Origin of the sequence: Streptomyces sp. SUK 48, assembly GCF_009650765.1 — a bacterium.
In the GTDB taxonomy this organism is placed as follows: Bacteria; Actinomycetota; Actinomycetes; order Streptomycetales; family Streptomycetaceae; genus Streptomyces.
Map to the genome: position 1 here is coordinate 1418205 of NZ_CP045740.1, position 15758 is coordinate 1433962.

Annotated in this window: 15 protein-coding genes; 10 read left to right on the forward strand and 5 right to left on the reverse strand. The window is 72.0% G+C overall.

Going from position 1 to position 15758, the window contains the following annotated elements; genetic code table 11:
- Positions 1 to 17: 17 nt before the first annotated feature.
- Positions 18 to 1355 (reverse strand): 6-phospho-beta-glucosidase, encoded by a 1338-nt coding sequence (locus GHR20_RS06060; RefSeq protein WP_153812500.1) that lies wholly within the window; start codon positions 1353 to 1355, stop codon positions 18 to 20.
- A gap of 221 nt (positions 1356 to 1576) precedes the next feature.
- Here GHR20_RS06060 and GHR20_RS06065 point away from each other — a divergent pair, with 221 nt between their 5' ends.
- A complete protein-coding gene (locus GHR20_RS06065; protein WP_153812501.1) occupies positions 1577 to 2419 on the forward strand; it encodes a hypothetical protein in 843 nt (280 codons plus the stop codon).
- Positions 2420 to 2531: 112 nt separating this feature from the next.
- Positions 2532 to 2747 carry a hypothetical protein gene (locus GHR20_RS06070; protein WP_153812502.1) on the forward strand — a complete coding sequence of 72 codons (216 nt, stop codon included), beginning with the start codon at positions 2532 to 2534 and terminating at the stop codon, positions 2745 to 2747.
- Here the strand turns inward: GHR20_RS06070 and GHR20_RS06075 are convergent.
- The 3 genes from GHR20_RS06075 to GHR20_RS06085 form a co-directional block, all read right to left on the reverse strand.
- Positions 2738 to 3103: a MerR family transcriptional regulator gene (locus GHR20_RS06075; RefSeq protein ID WP_111584061.1), complete on the reverse strand. Its 366-nt coding sequence runs from the start codon at positions 3101 to 3103 to the stop codon at positions 2738 to 2740. The genes GHR20_RS06070 and GHR20_RS06075 overlap by 10 nt on opposite strands.
- 37 nt (positions 3104 to 3140) lie before the next feature.
- Complete coding sequence (locus GHR20_RS06080; protein WP_243877952.1) at positions 3141 to 4094, reverse strand: aldo/keto reductase; 954 nt, start codon at positions 4092 to 4094, stop codon at positions 3141 to 3143.
- Between the two features lie 212 nt (positions 4095 to 4306).
- Positions 4307 to 5209 (reverse strand): AraC family transcriptional regulator, encoded by a 903-nt coding sequence (locus GHR20_RS06085; protein WP_148023331.1) that lies wholly within the window; start codon positions 5207 to 5209, stop codon positions 4307 to 4309.
- A gap of 146 nt (positions 5210 to 5355) precedes the next feature.
- On the opposite strand from GHR20_RS06085, the gene tkt reads away from it, so the two are divergent.
- The 8 genes from tkt (at position 5356) to GHR20_RS06125 (ending at position 15065) form a co-directional block, all read left to right on the forward strand.
- On the forward strand, positions 5356 to 7431 hold the full coding sequence (tkt, locus tag GHR20_RS06090) for a transketolase (RefSeq protein ID WP_153812503.1): 2076 nt from the start codon (positions 5356 to 5358) through the stop codon (positions 7429 to 7431).
- 19 nt (positions 7432 to 7450) lie between these two features.
- The gene (gene tal, locus GHR20_RS06095; protein ID WP_153812504.1) at positions 7451 to 8596 is read left to right on the forward strand and encodes a transaldolase; all 1146 of its coding nucleotides are present in this window, start codon (positions 7451 to 7453) and stop codon (positions 8594 to 8596) included.
- Entirely contained in the window at positions 8593 to 10179 is a 1587-nt protein-coding gene (gene zwf, locus GHR20_RS06100; RefSeq protein ID WP_153812505.1) for a glucose-6-phosphate dehydrogenase, read from the forward strand. Before tal ends, zwf begins: the two co-directional genes overlap by 4 nt.
- Complete coding sequence (gene opcA, locus GHR20_RS06105; protein ID WP_111584056.1) at positions 10176 to 11102, forward strand: glucose-6-phosphate dehydrogenase assembly protein OpcA; 927 nt, start codon at positions 10176 to 10178, stop codon at positions 11100 to 11102. The genes zwf and opcA overlap by 4 nt, the downstream gene beginning before the upstream one ends.
- Before the next feature lies 1 nt (position 11103).
- Positions 11104 to 12762 (forward strand): glucose-6-phosphate isomerase, encoded by a 1659-nt coding sequence (gene pgi / locus GHR20_RS06110; RefSeq protein WP_153812506.1) that lies wholly within the window; start codon positions 11104 to 11106, stop codon positions 12760 to 12762.
- Positions 12763 to 12764: 2 nt separating this feature from the next.
- On the forward strand, positions 12765 to 13643 hold the full coding sequence (gnd, locus tag GHR20_RS06115) for a phosphogluconate dehydrogenase (NAD(+)-dependent, decarboxylating) (RefSeq protein WP_111586340.1): 879 nt from the start codon (positions 12765 to 12767) through the stop codon (positions 13641 to 13643).
- 2 nt (positions 13644 to 13645) lie between these two features.
- On the forward strand, positions 13646 to 14239 hold the full coding sequence (locus GHR20_RS06120; protein ID WP_148023327.1) for a histidine phosphatase family protein: 594 nt from the start codon (positions 13646 to 13648) through the stop codon (positions 14237 to 14239).
- A 151-nt stretch (positions 14240 to 14390) separates the two neighbouring features.
- Positions 14391 to 15065 carry a TetR/AcrR family transcriptional regulator gene (locus GHR20_RS06125; protein ID WP_153812507.1) on the forward strand — a complete coding sequence of 225 codons (675 nt, stop codon included), beginning with the start codon at positions 14391 to 14393 and terminating at the stop codon, positions 15063 to 15065.
- A gap of 42 nt (positions 15066 to 15107) precedes the next feature.
- Here the strand turns inward: GHR20_RS06125 and GHR20_RS06130 are convergent, their stop codons facing one another.
- On the reverse strand, positions 15108 to 15704 hold the full coding sequence (locus GHR20_RS06130; protein WP_153812508.1) for a TetR/AcrR family transcriptional regulator: 597 nt from the start codon (positions 15702 to 15704) through the stop codon (positions 15108 to 15110).
- Between the last annotated feature and the right edge of the window lie 54 nt (positions 15705 to 15758).

Consider the following 15758-nt stretch of genomic DNA (forward strand, 5'->3'; position numbering starts at 1 on the left):
GAGGTGGCCGAACCCGGCTACGTGAGGTAGGCCAGGCCCGGGTGGACCGCTAGGTAACCGTCCGTCAGCCGGCGCGCCACGTTCACCGAGTCGACCAGGGGGTGCAGGGCGAACGCCTTGACCGCGGTGGCCCGGGAGCCGGACCCGGCGGCGGCGAGCACCTCGCGTTCCACCGCCTTGACCGAGGCGACCAGGCCCGCCGCGTGGCCGGGCAGCGGGGCGGTGGCCAGCGGGTGGGCGCCGTTGGCGTCCACCAGACAGGGGACCTCGATGACCGCGTCGGCGTCCAGGCTCGGCAGGGTGCCCTGGTTGCGGACGTTGAGGATGAGGGTCGTACGGGCGTCGCGGGCGATGGCGCGCATCAGGGCGAGGGCCACCTTCTCGTAGCCGCCGGAGAGGTCCTCCTCCTCGCGTTCGCCGGCGCCCGCGGTCTCCCGGTTCTCCGCCATGTACGTCGCCTCGCGCTCGGCGCGGGTGCGGTCCCAGGCGTCGAGCGCGGAGACGTCCGGGTGCCCGGCCTCCGCGTAGAAGCGGGCCTGCTGGTCGCGCAGAAAGGCGCCGCGGGTCAGTTCGGCCTCCTGGTAGGCGCGGACGGTCTCGCGGTTGAAGTAGTAGTAGTGCAGGTACTCGTTGGGGATCGCGCCGAGCGAGGCCAGCCAGTCGGGGCCGAAGAGCCTGCCCTCCTCGAAGGAGCCGAGCAGCGCGGGGTCGGCGAGCAGCCGGGGCAGTTCGTCGCGTCCGGCGACGCGCAGGCCGCGGACCCAGCCGAGGTGGTTGAGGCCGACGTAGTCCACGAAGGCGTCCTTCGGGTCGGCGCCGAGGACGCGGGCGACGCGCCGGCCGAGGCCGACCGGGGAGTCGCAGATGCCGATGACCCGGTCGCCGAGATACCGGGACATCGCCTCGGTGACCAGACCGGCCGGATTGGTGAAGTTGATCACCCAGGCGTCGGGGGCGAGGCGGGCCACGCGGCGGGCGATGTCGGTGGCGACGGGCACGGTGCGCAGCCCGTAGGCGATGCCGCCCGCGCCGACCGTCTCCTGTCCGAGGACGCCCTCGGCCAGCGCGACCCGCTCGTCGTCCGCCCGGCCCGCGAGGCCGCCGACGCGGATCGCGGAGAAGACGAAGTCGGCGCCGCGCAGGGCCTCGTCGAGGTCAGTGGTGGTGGTCACCCGGGGCGCGTCGGGGCGCTCGGCGGCCTGCTCGGCCAGGACCCGGGAGACCGCGTGCAGCCGGCCGGGGTCCAGGTCGTGCAGGACGACCTCGGTGACCCGGCCCTCGGCGCGGTCGGTCAGCAGCGCGCCGTACACGAGCGGTACCCGGAAGCCGCCACCGCCCAGAATCGTCAGCCTCACGTCACCACGCACCTTTCCCGAGTCCCGCGACCCCTGCCACGGCACATCATCCCCGCGCGCCGCCGCCCGGCGCACGTCCGGCCCGTCCGCCTCCCTCTCCCGCTGCGGAAATCGCCTGGGCGTCGGCCGGAACCGGCACTCCGGACGCGCCGCCGTCACCCGCCGGCCGCCGATCCGTGGTTGCATGCGATGCCCGACTCCACAGCTGTGACAGGAGCCTGATGAAGCGTCAACTCGCCGCGCTCACCGCACTGGTGGGCGCCCTCGTGTGCGCCGCCCCGAGCGCGTCCGCGTCCGAGCCGGCCCGGTGGACGGCGGCCGGGACGTCGTACACCGACACCCTGGGCGGCGGCCAGGGCCTCGCCAGCCGGGCCGACGGCTCGCTGCTGCACCGCGGGCTGCTGGACATCCCGCTGGATCTGCGGATCAAGGGCTGGAACCACGTGGGCGACCCGGACATCGCGCGCGGCTACGTCTTCGACGCCTACCAGGGCGCGGACACGGCCACGTCGAAGATGTACGCGGTGACCACGCCGGACGGCAGGCGGTACGACTACGTGCACCCGCTGGACCCGGGCGAGAAGGTGAACAACTCCTTCGCCGCCGTCTCCCCCGACGGGCAGTGGCTGGTCTCCGGCGAATGGGAGGACCAGGACCGGCTCCAGGTGTTCCCCGCGCCGCTGCTCAACCCGGCCACCCCGCGCACCGGCGGCACGCTGGCCCAGGCCGGGCAGATCAGCCTGGACAAGCCGGTGCGCGACATCCAGGGCTGCGACTTCGTGACCGCCACCCGTCTGGTGTGCGCCTCCGACGACGGCTCGGGCACGCTGTTCCCGCAGAGCAAGCCGCTCCTCCAGGTCGATCTGCCGCACCCGCTGGACGGCAGTCCGGTCACCGGGCGGGTGAGCAGCCTCTTCGGGCTTCCCCAGCAGAGCCTGTGCAAGGGCACGTTCGAGGCCGAGGGCGTCGACTACGACCCCGGCACCGGCACCCTGCGCACCGAGGTGATCGCACCGGGCGTGTGCGCGGTGGCGACGACGGTGTACGCGTACCACCTGGGGTAGGAGCCCGGCTCGGGGGCGGCGGCCGGCAGATGGCACCGTTCGGCCGCGCCCCCTTCGTCTTCGTCCGGCTTCCGGCTTCCGGCTTCCACTGATCCGCGACGGGGCGCTGATCGTGGTGGACTTCGAGCCCGCGGCCGCCGCAGGCGTCGAGGAGGGGCTGAGTCCGCCGGAGCACGGGGTCGTGGCGGCCGCCCGGGTGGTGCTGCGGGCGGCCCGCGCGGACACCGCCGGGTCCGGCGAACGGGCGTTCAGGATCGCCGGGTACCTCGCGGCCCGTGCCGCGCTGGAGCGGACGGCACGGGCCCACTCCCCCGAAGCTCAGCCGTAGTAGGCGATCTTCTCGTCGAGCACCGCCATGGCCCGGCGCAGCGCCGTCACCCGTTCCTCCAGGGCGGCGCGGCGCTCGCGCAGGAAGGCGACCCGGTCCTGCGGGGACTGTTCGGCGCGCAGCAGGGCGACGAAGCCGCGCAGGTCCGCGATGCCGAGACCGGCCTCCCGGAAGCAGGTGACCAGGCCGATCCAGAAGACGTCGTCCTCGGTGTACTCCCGGCGGCCGCCCGGTGAGCGCCGGATCGGGCCGATGAGCCCCTCGCGCTCGTAGTAGCGCAGGGTGTCGAGGGAAACGCCGGTGCGGTCGGCGGCGGCCGCGGGCGAGAGGACCGCGGCCGGGCTGCTCGGGGTCATGGGGGCTCCTTGGTCGCGGGGTGTGCGGCGGCGGCCACTACCGCGCCGCCGCGAAGCGCGCCATGTGCTCGTCACCGAGGCGCACTTGGCGTGCGGCGAGCGCCTCCTCGACATGGTGCACCCGGCTCGCGCCGACGATGGGATCGATCCCCTGCCGCATCAGCCAGGCGAGCACGACCTGGTTCCGGGTGGCCGCCAGCTCGTCGGCGACGGCGTCCAGGACCGCGAGGACCCGCCGGGTGCCGGGGTGTTCGTAGACGGGCGGCAGCGGCTTGTCCGGGCGGGTGTACGAGCCCCACAGCAGCGAACTGTACGACCACACCGTGAGCCCTTCCGAGGCCGCGAGGTCCAGGTCCTCGGCGGTGAGCAGGCGGTGGCCGGCCTCCGCCACCGGGGTGAGCGGGCGCGGCTGGAGGAGGGAGTGGCGCAGTTGCAGGGCCGTCCAGGGGGCCACGCCCCGCTCCCGTGCGAGGGAGCGGGCGCGTTCGACGCGCCAGGCGGCGTGGTTGGCCGCCCCGATCCGCAGGGCGACTCCCCCGGCGACCAGTTCACCGAAGGCGCCGGCCGTCTCCGCCAGGTCCACGGCCCGGTCCTCGGCGTGCGCCCAGAGCAGATCGAGGTGATCGGTGCCGAGGCGGCGCAGGCTCCCCTCGACGCCCTTGCGGACGGCGGGTGCGGAGAGTCCTTCCGCGCTCTGCGGCCAGGAGCCCGGCACCAGCGGGTTCTGCCGGACCTTCGTCGCGATCCGAACCGCGTCGCGGACCCCCGGGCGGGCCCGGAGCCAGGCGCCGATGACCCGTTCGCTGGCGCCGCCGACGCCCTCGGGGTCGGCCCAGAAGGAGTAGCAGTTCGCGGTGTCGAGCCAGCGGCCACCGCCCGCGACGAAGGAGTCGAGGACCGCGAAGGCCCGCTCGCGGTCGACACGGGTTCCGAAGTCCATGGTGCCGAGGACGATCTGGGGAGGGGTGGTGTGCACCCGGCCGGTGTTCATGCGGCCCATGCTCGGATCTGGAGCGCGCTCCAGGTCAAGGGCTAGGGTCTTTCGTTTGGATCAGGCTGGATCAGTGAGCGGGGTCTGGTGCCGTGCGTCGCAAGGCGGAGGAGGGCGACATGGCGGAGCCATGGCAACCGACGACAACGCCGCGAGGCGCGGTGCCAGGGCCCGCGAGCCCGGCATGATCCACACGAGAGGCCCTAAGCCTGCTAACGGAGTTCGGCGCGGAAGGCCACCGGCGTTCTCCCGGTGTGCAGCTGGAAGAACTTGGAGAAGTTCGCCGCGTCCGGGAAGCCGACGGCCGCGCCGACCCGGCCGATGGGCAGTTCGGTGTGGGCGAGGAGCCGTTTGGCCTCCAGGACGACGCGTTTGTCGATGAAGCCCTTGGGGGTCTCGCCGGTGGCGGCGCGGACGGCGCGCACCAGGGTGCGGCGGGAGTAACCGAGGGCGTCGGCATAGGCGCTGACGCTGTGATTGGTGGCGAAGCCGTGCTCGACCGCCTCCCGGAACAGGGTGAAGGTGCTGTCCGACTGCTGCCGCGAGCCGGGCGCCGAGCTGGCGGCGAGGTGGGCGAGGCGCAGCAGGAACGCGGTCAGTCCGTGCCGCAGGACGGCGGCGTGCAGGCTCGGCGGGAGCGTCGTGGTGTCCTCGTACTCGCGGCGCAGCTGCTCCAGGGCCGCCCGGAGCGCTTCGAGCCGGGGCGCGTCGGGGCGCAGCAGCGGCGGCAGGTCGTAGCGGTACAGGCCGGTGGCCTCCACGGTGGCACGCGGCAGGAAGCCGGGCTGCATGGTCAGCACGGTTCCGCGGTACACGCACTCGCGGGAGAAGCGGTGGACCTGTCCGGGGCGTATCCACAGCAGGTCGCCGGCCGCGGCCTCGTACTCGGTGAAGTCCACCATGTGGCGTACGGGGCCGTCGGTGAACAGCAGGACGACATGGAAGTCGATGCGGTGGACGCGGTCCAGCGGGATGTCGGCCCGCCAGCCGCGGTCGGTCCCCATGCGGCCGATCCGCATGCCGACACCGCCGACGGCCAGCTCGGTCGGGAAGGGGAGGGTTCTGATGCCGTCACCGACCGCCGCGCCGTCCCCTTGGGGCGTTGTGTCAGCCATGTCCTTTTCGCGCCGTCCCTGCTCCGCGATCGCTGTCCCAGATTCACCACAGGGTGACACATCCCGCCCTTCCGTCGAAAAAGTCAGACTTTTAAGTTTGAACGCGTCCGGCCAGCCTTTCCGTACTGAACGAGGACTTCTTGAAGATGAGCACGCAGACTTCCGGTGGCTTCGAGTGGACCGATCTCGACCGGCGGGCCGTGGACACCGCCCGGCTGCTGGCGGCCGACGCGGTGCAGAAGGTGGGCAACGGCCACCCGGGCACCGCGATGAGCCTGGCACCTGCCGCGTACACGATCTTTCAGAAGGTGATGCGTCACGACCCGGCGGACCCGGAGTGGACCGGTCGTGACCGCTTCGTCCTCTCCCCCGGCCACACCTCGCTGACCCTGTACACCCAGCTCTTCCTGGCCGGGTACGAGCTGGAGCTGGACGACCTGAAGGCGTTCCGCACCCAGGGCTCCCGGACTCCCGGCCACCCCGAGTACGGCCACACGGCGGGCGTGGAGACCACCACCGGACCGCTCGGCCAGGGCGCCGCCAACGCGGTGGGCATGGCGATGGCCGCCCGCTACGAGCGCGGCCTGTTCGACCCCGAGGCTCCCGCGGGCACCTCCCCCTTCGACCACACCGTCTGGGCGATCGTCTCCGACGGCGACCTGGAGGAGGGCGTCAGTGCCGAGGCGTCCTCGCTCGCCGGCCACCAGAAGCTCGGCAACCTGGTCTTCCTCCACGACGACAACCACATCTCCATCGAGGGCGACACCGCGACCGCCTTCTCCGAGGACGTCCTGAAGCGGTACGAGGCGTACGGCTGGCACACCCAGCGCGTGGCGCCCACCGCCGACGGCGACGTGGACGCGCCCGCCCTGTACGCGGCCCTCCAGGCGGCGCGGAACGAGACCGGGCGGCCCTCGATCATCGCGCTGCGCACGATCATCGCCTGGCCCGCCCCGAATGCCCAGAACACCGAGGCGTCCCACGGCTCGGCGCTGGGCGCGGAGGAGATCGCGGCCACCAAGCGCCTGCTCGGCTTCGACCCGGAGCGGTCCTTCCAGGTGGAGGACGAGGTCCTGAGGCACGCCCGGCGGGCCCTGGACCGGGGCGCCGAGGCGCACGCGGCCTGGGACAAGCGGATCGCCGAGTGGCGCACCGCCGAGCCGGCCCGCGCCGCCCTGTTCGACCGGATCAGCCGGGGCGAGCTGCCCGCGGGCTGGGCGGACAGCCTGCCGGTGTTCGAGGAGGGCAAGTCGGTCGCCACCCGCGCCGCCTCGGGCAAGGTGCTCCAGTCGCTGGGCCCGGTGCTGCCGGAGCTGTGGGGCGGCTCCGCCGACCTCGCCGGTTCGAACAACACCGACATCGACAAGTCCAGCTCGTTCCTCCCCGAGGGAAACCCGCTGCCGAGCGCCGACCCCTATGGTCGTACCGTCCACTTCGGTATCCGCGAGTTCTCCATGGCGGCGGAGATGAACGGCATCGCCCTGCACGGCAACACCCGCGTCTACGGCGGCACCTTCCTGGTGTTCTCCGACTACATGCGCAACGCGGTGCGGATGTCCGCGCTGATGCAGCTGCCGGTGACCTACATCTGGACGCACGACTCCATCGGCCTCGGCGAGGACGGCCCGACCCATCAGCCCGTCGAGCACCTGGCCTCGCTGCGGGCCGTCCCCGGGCTGAACGTCGTCCGCCCGGCGGACGCCAACGAGACCGTGATCGCCTGGGCCGAGATCCTGAAGAGGCACGCCACCAGCCCTGCCCCGCACGGGCTCGCGCTCACCCGCCAGGGCGTGCCGGTGTACGCGCCGAACGAGGACGCGGCCAAGGGCGGCTATGTGCTGCGCGAGTCCTCGACGGAGGTCCCGGAGGTGATCATCATCGCGACGGGCTCCGAGGTGCGGCTCGCCGTGGCCGCGCGTGAGCTGCTGGAGGCCGAGGGCACCGGCACCCGGGTGGTCTCGATGCCGTCCGTGGAGTGGTTCGAGGAGCAGCCGCGCGCCTGGCGCGAGCGGGTGCTGCCGCCGGCCGTGAAGGCCCGGGTGGCGGTGGAGGCCGGCATCGGGCTGACCTGGTACCGCTATGTGGGCGACGCGGGCCGGATCGTCTCCCTGGAGCACTTCGGCGCCTCCGCCGCCGCCGAGACCTTGTTCACCGAGTTCGGCTTCACCCCCGAGAACGTCGCCGCGACGGCCCGCGAGTCGCTCGCCGCCGCGCGCGCCTGACACCGACACACAAAGAAAGATGATCACTGTGACCGAAGCAATCGCGACCCCGGGAGCCCTCAAGCGCCTTGCCGACGAGGGTGTGTCCATCTGGCTGGACGACCTGTCGCGCAAGCGGATCACCTCGGGCAGCCTCGCCGAGCTGGTGGCGAGCGGCAGCGCCGTCGGTGTCACCACCAACCCGTCGATCTTCCAGGCGGCCATAGGCTCCGGCGAGGGGTACGAGGAGCAGCTCACCGATCTGGCCGTACGCGAGGTGACCGTGGACGAGGCCGTGCGGATGATGACCACCGCCGACGTCCGGGACGCCGCCGACGTCCTGGACGCCGTGTACCGGGCGACCGACGGCCGCGACGGCCGGGTCTCCATCGAGGTGGACCCCCGCCTCGCGCACGACACCAGGGCGACCGTCGCCGAGGCGAAGCAGCTGTTCTGGCTGGTGAACCGCCCCAACGTGATGATCAAGATCCCGGCGACGAAGGCGGGCCTGCCGGCGATCACCGAGGTCGTGGGGCTCGGCATCAGCGTCAATGTGACCCTGATCTTCTCCCTGGAGCGCTACCGCGAGGTCATGGCCGCCTACCTGGCCGGCCTGGAGAAGGCCCGCGAGCGCGGCATCGACCTGTCGGGCATCCACTCCGTGGCGTCCTTCTTCGTCTCCCGGGTGGACTCCGAGATCGACAAGCGGCTGACCGCGCTGGGCACCGACGAGGCCCTCGCGCTCAAGGGCCGCGCGGCCCTCGCCAACGCGCGACTGGCCTACGAGGCGTACGAGGAGGTCTTCGCCTCGGACCGCTGGCCGGCGCTCGCCGGTGACAGGGCGAACAAGCAGCGTCCGCTGTGGGCGTCCACCGGTGTGAAGGATCCCGCGTACAAGGACACCCTGTATGTGGACGACCTCGTCGCGCCGGGCACGGTCAACACCATGCCGGAGGCCACCTTGAACGCCGTCGCCGACCACGGCGGGATCACCGGCGACACGGTGACCGGCGGCTACGCGCAGGCCCGTGCCGACCTCGGCGCGATCGAGCGGCTCGGCATCTCGTACGACGAGGTCGTCCAGCAGCTGGAGGACGAGGGCGTCGCCAAGTTCGAGACGGCCTGGCAGGACCTGCTGGACGCGGTGGCGAAGTCCCTGGAGAGCAAGGGAGTTGACGCGCGATGACCGAAAAAGCGAGCCCTGCCCCGGCGCCCGCGGAGGTGCGGGGGCCCGACATCCCGGCCGCCGACTGGGTGAACCCGCTGCGGGACACCCGGGACCGCCGCCTCCCGCGCATCGCGGGTCCCTCGGGCCTGGTCATCTTCGGAGTGACCGGTGACCTGTCCCGCAAGAAGCTGATGCCGGCCGTGTACGACCTGGCCAACCGCGGTCTGCTGCCGCCGGGCTTCTCCCTGGTGGGCTTCGCCCGCCGCGAGTGGGAGGACCAGGACTTCGCGCAGGTCGTCCACGACTCGGTGCGCGAGCACTCGCGCACCCCGTTCCGCGAGGAGGTGTGGCAGCAGCTCGCCGAGGGCATGCGCTTCATCCCCGGCGACTTCGACGACGACACCGCGTTCAAGCAGCTCAAGGACGCCGTGGAGGAGCTGGACGCCTCCCGCGGCACCGGCGGCAACTTCGCGTTCTATCTCTCGGTGCCGCCGAAGTTCTTCCCGAAGGTCGTGCAGCAGCTGAAGAAGCACGGCCTGGCGAGCCCGCCCGAGGGCTCCTGGCGGCGCGCGGTCATCGAGAAGCCGTTCGGCCACGACCTGGCCAGCGCCCGTGAGCTGAACGCGCTGGTGCACGACGTGTTCGAGCCGGACCAGGTGTTCCGCATCGACCACTACCTGGGCAAGGAGACGGTCCAGAACATCCTGGCGCTGCGCTTCGCCAACCAGATGTACGAGCCGATCTGGAACCGCAGTTACGTCGACCACGTGCAGATCACGATGGCCGAGGACATCGGCATCGGCGGCCGGGCCGGCTACTACGACGGCATCGGCGCCGCCCGTGACGTCATCCAGAACCACCTGCTCCAGCTGATGGCGCTCACCGCCATGGAGGAGCCCATCGCGTTCGACGCGGAGGCGCTGCTCACCGAGAAACTGAAGGTGCTCAAGTCGGTACGGCTCCCGGACGACCTGGGCGACCACACCGTGCGGGCGCAGTACGCGAGCGGCTGGCAGGGCGGCGAGAAGGTCGTCGGCTACGTCGAAGAGGACGGCATCGACCCCCAGTCGAAGACCGACACCTTCGCCGCGGTCAAGATCGGCATCGACAACCGGCGCTGGGCGGGCGTGCCGTTCTATCTGCGCACCGGCAAGCGGCTCGGCCGCCGGGTGACGGAGATCGCGGTGGTCTTCAAGCGGGCCCCGCACTCCCCGTTCGACTCCACGGCGACGGAGGAGCTGGGCCAGAACGCGATCGTGATCCGCGTCCAGCCGGACGAGGGCATGACGGTCCGTTTCGGCTCCAAGGTGCCGGGCACCTCGATGGAGATCCGGGACGTGTCCATGGACTTCGCCTACGGCGAGTCGTTCACGGAGTCCAGCCCGGAGGCGTACGAGCGGCTCATCCTGGACGTGCTCCTGGGCGACGCCAACCTGTTCCCGCGTCACCAGGAAGTGGAAGAGTCCTGGAAGATCCTCGACCCGATCGAGCAGTACTGGACGGCGCACGGCCGTCCGGCACAGTACGCGTCGGGCAGCTGGGGACCGCGGGAAGCCGACGAGATGCTCGCACGAGACGGACGGAGCTGGCGCAGGCCATGAAGATCGACCTGACCGACACCACGGCAAGCAAGATCAACAAGGCGCTGGTGCAGGGCCGCCGAGCGATCGGCACCCCGGCCGTGGGCATGGTCCTGACGATGGTCATCGTCACGGACGAGGAGAACGCCTACGACTCGCTGCGGGCCGCCGAGGAGGCGTCGCACGAGCACCCCTCGCGCACCCTGGTCGTCATCAAGCGGCACGCCCGCACCCTGCGCGACCGCACCCACTCGCGCCTGGACGCCGAGGTCCGGGTCGGCTCGGAGGCCGGCACCGGCGAGACGGTGGTGCTGCGCACCTACGGCGAGGTCTCCGACCACGCCGACTCGGTGGTGCTGCCGCTGCTGCTGCCGGACGCCCCGGTCGTCGTGTGGTGGCCGGTGGACGCGCCCGACAACCCGTCCAAGGACCCGCTCGGCGCGCTCGCGCAGCGCCGGATCACCGATCTGTACGCGGTGGAGCGGCCGATGGAGGTCCTGGACGCCCGGGCCCGCCACTACGCGCCCGGCGACACCGACCTCGCCTGGACCCGGCTGACGCTGTGGCGCTCGATGCTGGCCGCCGCGCTCGACCAGGCCCGGGCGAAGGTGACGTCGGCGGCCGTGGAGGCCGAGGCCGACAACCCCAGCGCCGAGCTGCTGGCCCGCTGGCTGGAGGCACGGCTCGGGGTGCGCGTGGACCGCGTGGTCACCGAGGGTCCGGTGGTCACCGCCGTACGGCTGGGCACCCGCGACGGCGAGATCGTCGTGGACCGCCCCGAGGGCCCGCTGGCGACGCTCACCCTGCCGGGTCAGCCGCCGCGCACCCTCGCCCTGAAGGTCCGCCCCACCTCCGAACTCATCGCCGAGGAGCTGCGCCGCCTCGACGCCGACGAGATGTACGCCATCGCCCTGACCGGCGAGGCCGCCAAGGAGAACGCCTGAGATGGCCGACGCCCCCTATCCCCACCTCACCCACCGGCCCGAGTGGACGGCGCTCGCCGACCACCGCGCCGAGAGGCCACTGCACCTGCGCGAGCTGTTCGCGTCGGACCCGGGCCGCGCCGAGCGGTACGTGGTCCGGGTCGGTGACCTGCACATCGACTACAGCAAGCAGCTGATCACGGACGAGACCCTGGCCCTGCTCCAGGAACTCGCCACCGCCACCGACGTGTTCGGGCTGCGGGACGCCATGTTCCATGGCGAGAAGATCAACATCACCGAGGACCGGGCGGTGCTGCACACCGCGCTGCGCGCGCCCCGGGACGCGGTCATCGAGGTCGACGGCGAGAACGTGGTGCCCCAGGTGCACGCCGTCCTCGACAAGATGGCCGGCTTCGCCGGCCGGGTGCGCTCCGGCGCCTGGACGGGCCATACGGGCAGGCGGATCCGCAATGTCGTCAACATCGGCATCGGCGGCTCCGACCTCGGCCCCGCGATGGCGTACGAGGCGCTGCGCGCCTTCGCCGACCGGGACCTGACCGTCCGCTTCGTCTCGAACGTGGACGGCGCCGACCTGCACGAGGCCACCCGCGATCTCGACCCGGCCGAGACGCTGTTCATCGTGGCGTCCAAGACGTTCACGACGATCGAGACGATCACCAACGCGACGTCCGCGCGTTCGTGGCTGCTCGAAGCGTTCGACGGGGACGACAAGGCCGTCGCGAAGCATTTCGTGGCGCTGTCGACCAACGCGGAGAAGGTCACCGAGTTCGGTATCGACCCGGACAACATGTTCGAGTTCTGGGACTGGGTCGGGGGCCGTTACTCGTACGACTCCGCGATCGGCCTCTCCCTGATGATCGCCATCGGGCCGGACCGCTTCCGGGAGATGCTGGACGGCTTCCACCTGGTCGACGAGCACTTCCGCACCGCGCCCGCCGAGGCCAACGCCCCGCTGCTGCTGGGCCTGCTGGGCATCTGGTACGGCAACTTCCACGACGCCCAGTCGCACGCCGTACTGCCCTACAGCCACTACCTGTCCAGGTTCACCGCCTACCTCCAGCAACTGGACATGGAGTCCAACGGCAAGTCCGTGGACCGCCAGGGACGCCGGGCGGAGTGGCAGACGGGTCCCGTGGTGTGGGGCACGCCGGGCACCAACGGGCAGCACGCGTACTACCAGTTGATCCACCAGGGCACCAAGCTGATCCCCGCCGACTTCATCGGCTTCGCCCGCCCCATCGGCGAGCTGAGCGGTGAACTCAAGGCGCAGCACGACCTGCTGATGGCGAACTTCTTCGCCCAGACGCAGGCGCTGGCGTTCGGCAAGAGCGCCGAGGAGGTCCGCGCGGAGGGCGTGCCCGAGGAGCAGGTGGCGCACCGCACCTTCCGCGGCGACCACCCGACCACGACGATCCTCGCCGCCGAGCTGACCCCGTCCGTGCTGGGCCAGCTGATCGCGCTGTACGAGCACAAGGTGTTCGTCCAGGGCGCGGTGTGGGACATCGACTCCTTCGACCAGTGGGGCGTGGAGCTGGGCAAGGTCCTCGCCAAACGCGTCGAACCCGCCCTCACCGAAGGCGCGGACGTCCCCGGCCTCGACCCCTCCACCACGGCGCTGGTCGCCACGTACCGCACTCTCAAGAACGCATCGGAGAACTGATCATGCAGCTCGGTCTCATCGGTCTCGGCAAGATGGGCGGCAACATGCGCGAGCGCATCCGCCGCGCCGGCCACACCGTCATCGGCTACGACCGCAACCCCGAGGTCTCCGACGTCAAGAGCCTCGCCGAACTGGTCGAGAAGCTGGACGCGCCCCGCCATGTGTGGGTGATGGTCCCGGCCGGCACGGCCACCCAGGCCGTCGTGGACGAGCTGGGCGACCTGCTGGAGCCCGGCGACACGGTCATCGACGGCGGCAACTCCCGCTGGACGGACGACGAGAAGCACGCCGCCGCGCTCACCATCAAGGGCATCGGCTTCGTGGACGCGGGCGTCTCCGGCGGTGTGTGGGGCCTCCAGAACGGCTACGCGCTCATGGTCGGCGGCGAGAAGGAGAACGTGGACCAGCTCCAGCCGATCTTCGACGCGCTCAAGCCGGACGGCCCGTACGGCTATGTGCACGCGGGCCGGGTCGGCGCCGGGCACTTCTCCAAGATGGTCCACAACGGCATCGAGTACGCCATGATGCAGGCGTACGCCGAGGGCTGGGAGCTGCTGGAGAAGGTGCACTCCGTGGAGAACGTCCGCGAGGTGTTCCGCTCCTGGCAGGAGGGCACGGTCATCCGCTCCTGGCTGCTCGACCTCGCGGTCAACGCGCTGGACGACGACGAGCACCTGGAGAAGCTGCGCGGCTTCGCGGAGGACTCCGGCGAGGGCCGCTGGACCGTCGAGGCGGCCATCGACAACGCGGTGCCGCTGCCGGCGATCACCGCCTCGCTGTTCGCCCGGTTCGCCTCCCGGCAGGACGACTCGCCGCAGATGAAGATGATCGCCGCGCTGCGCAACCAGTTCGGCGGCCACGCGGTCGAGAAGAAGGGCTGACCGTGGCGGACCTTCTGCTGGTCCGCCACGGGGAGACGGAGTGGAGCAGGTCGGGGCAGCACACCAGCTACACCGACCTGCCCCTCACCGACCGCGGCGAGGAACAGGCCAAGTCCCTCGCCCCGCTCCTGTCCGGACGGACCCACGCCCTCGTGCTCAGCAGCCCGCTCGGCCGCGCCCTGCGCACCGCCGAACTCGCGGGCCTGTCCGGGGTCGAGCCCGAACCCGCGCTGCACGAATGGGACTACGGCGGCTACGAGGGCATCACCACCGCCGAGATCCATCGCACCCGCCCCGGCTGGGACCTGTGGACCGACGGGGTGGCGCCGGGGCCCGAGGGGCATCCGGGCGAGACGCCGGCCGAGGTCGGCGCCCGCGCCGACCGGGTGCTGGCCCGGGTGGCCGACGCGCTCGCCGCGGACGGCCCCGATGTGGTGCTCGTCGCCCACGGCCACTTCCTGCGGGTTCTGACGGCCCGCCGGCTGGGCCTCGCGCCCGCGCAGGGCCGGCTGTTCCAGCTGGCCACCGGCACCGTCGGCCGGCTGTCCACCGAGCACGGGTATCCGGTGATCGCCGAGTGGAACCGGCGCCCGTAGCGGACCGCCGCCCGCGGCACCCTTGATCCGTGGCCCGGGGCACCTCGTGTGCTCCGGGCCACGGTCATATCCGCACTGTCATGTTCGCGTCCTAGAATCGACGGCACCGAGCACGCCACCGCGACGGCCCGAGGCCCGAAGGAACCACCCGATGACCAGCGTCGACGAACCGGTACGACCCGACGGGCGGGTGCGCGAGGCCGCCCGCACCAAGGCCGAGATCCTCGACATGGCCACCCGGGAGTTCGCGCGGGCCGGTTACGAGGGCGCCCGCGTGGAGGAGATAGCCGCCCGCACCCGCACCACCAAGCGGATGATCTACTACCACTTCGGCGGCAAGGAGCAGCTGTTCACGGCCGTCCTCGAACGGGCCTACGACGCGCTGCGCGAGGCCGAGCGGCGCCTCGACGTCGCCCGTCTGGACCCGGTCGCGGCGATCCGGCGACTGGCCGAGCTGATCTTCGACCACCATGAGCGGCACCCCGACTACATCCGCCTGCTGAACATCGAGAACCTCCCGTGCGCCGGGGACGCCACGCCCTCGGGGCGGCTCGCCGCGATCGGTTCCCCGGCGCTGGACGTGCTGCGGGAGATCCTCGCCGACGGGCGGGCGTCGGGGGTGTTCCGGGCGGACGTGGACGCGGTCGACCTGCACGCGGTGATCAGCTCGTTCTGCTTCTTCCGCGCCGTCAACCGGCGGGCGTTCGGCGCCCTGTTCGGCCGCGACCTGGTGGACCCGGACCGGCGGGAGCACTACCGGGTGATGCTCGGGGACATGGTGGTCGCGTACCTCACGCCGGAGCGGGCGGGCGCGGCGGGCCGCTGATGCCCGGCCCCTTTCACGCGGGCCGCCGGCGCCCGGCCCCTTTCACACGGGCGGGGTGACCGCCGCGTCGAGCAGCGGGCCCAGTTCGCGCACCACCGTCGTCAGGGGCCGTACGTCCTTCTCGGCCCGTGCCATCAGGATCGCGCCCTCCAGGGTGCTGATCATCAGCGTGGCCAGGGCCGCGGACCGGCCGGCGGGCACGCCCAGGGCGGTGAGGGCCTCGGCGAGCGGGGTCCGCCAGGCGGTGAACGCGGCGGCGACGGCGGCGCGGGTCGCCTCGTCACAGGCGGCGCGGTCGACTGTGGCCGCGGCGACCGGGCAGCCCGCGCCGAAGCCGTCCCGCTCGTACTCCTCGGTCCACTGCGCGGCCATCGCCGCGAACAGCGCGCTCGGCACCGGTTCGGCCAGCCGCTCGACGAAGCGTCCGATCCGGTTGCCCGCGTACCGTCCGGCCCAGGCGACGGCCTCGCCGACCAGCTGTTCCTTGCCGCCCGGGAAATAGTGCTGGAGGGAGCCGCGCGGGGCCCCGGCGTGCGCGGCGACGTCGCGCATGCCGGTCGCGTTCACCCCGTCGCGCCGAATGAGCTGGGCCGCGCTGAACACCATCCGCTCGCGCGGGCCGCGCTGCCGCTCGCCCATGTCCTGCCTCCGTCTCTCACCCTCGGGACCACCACTCTATGACCGCCGTCATAA

Bases quoted from the DNA above. Each gene is read 5' to 3' on its own strand.
- tkt (WP_153812503.1), top strand. From the start codon at position 5,356: ATGAGCACGCAGACTTCCGGTGGCTTCGAGTGGACCGATCTCGACCGG.
- gnd (WP_111586340.1), top strand. From the start codon at position 12,765: ATGCAGCTCGGTCTCATCGGTCTCGGCAAGATGGGCGGCAACATGCGC.
- zwf (WP_153812505.1), top strand. From the start codon at position 8,593: ATGACCGAAAAAGCGAGCCCTGCCCCGGCGCCCGCGGAGGTGCGGGGG.
- GHR20_RS06130 (WP_153812508.1), bottom strand. From the start codon at position 15,704: ATGGGCGAGCGGCAGCGCGGCCCGCGCGAGCGGATGGTGTTCAGCGCG.
- tal (WP_153812504.1), top strand. From the start codon at position 7,451: ATGATCACTGTGACCGAAGCAATCGCGACCCCGGGAGCCCTCAAGCGC.
- GHR20_RS06125 (WP_153812507.1), top strand. From the start codon at position 14,391: ATGACCAGCGTCGACGAACCGGTACGACCCGACGGGCGGGTGCGCGAG.
- opcA (WP_111584056.1), top strand. From the start codon at position 10,176: ATGAAGATCGACCTGACCGACACCACGGCAAGCAAGATCAACAAGGCG.
- GHR20_RS06065 (WP_153812501.1), top strand. From the start codon at position 1,577: ATGAAGCGTCAACTCGCCGCGCTCACCGCACTGGTGGGCGCCCTCGTG.
- pgi (WP_153812506.1), top strand. From the start codon at position 11,104: ATGGCCGACGCCCCCTATCCCCACCTCACCCACCGGCCCGAGTGGACG.
- GHR20_RS06075 (WP_111584061.1), bottom strand. From the start codon at position 3,103: ATGACCCCGAGCAGCCCGGCCGCGGTCCTCTCGCCCGCGGCCGCCGCC.
- GHR20_RS06080 (WP_243877952.1), bottom strand. From the start codon at position 4,094: ATGAACACCGGCCGGGTGCACACCACCCCTCCCCAGATCGTCCTCGGC.
- GHR20_RS06085 (WP_148023331.1), bottom strand. From the start codon at position 5,209: ATGGCTGACACAACGCCCCAAGGGGACGGCGCGGCGGTCGGTGACGGC.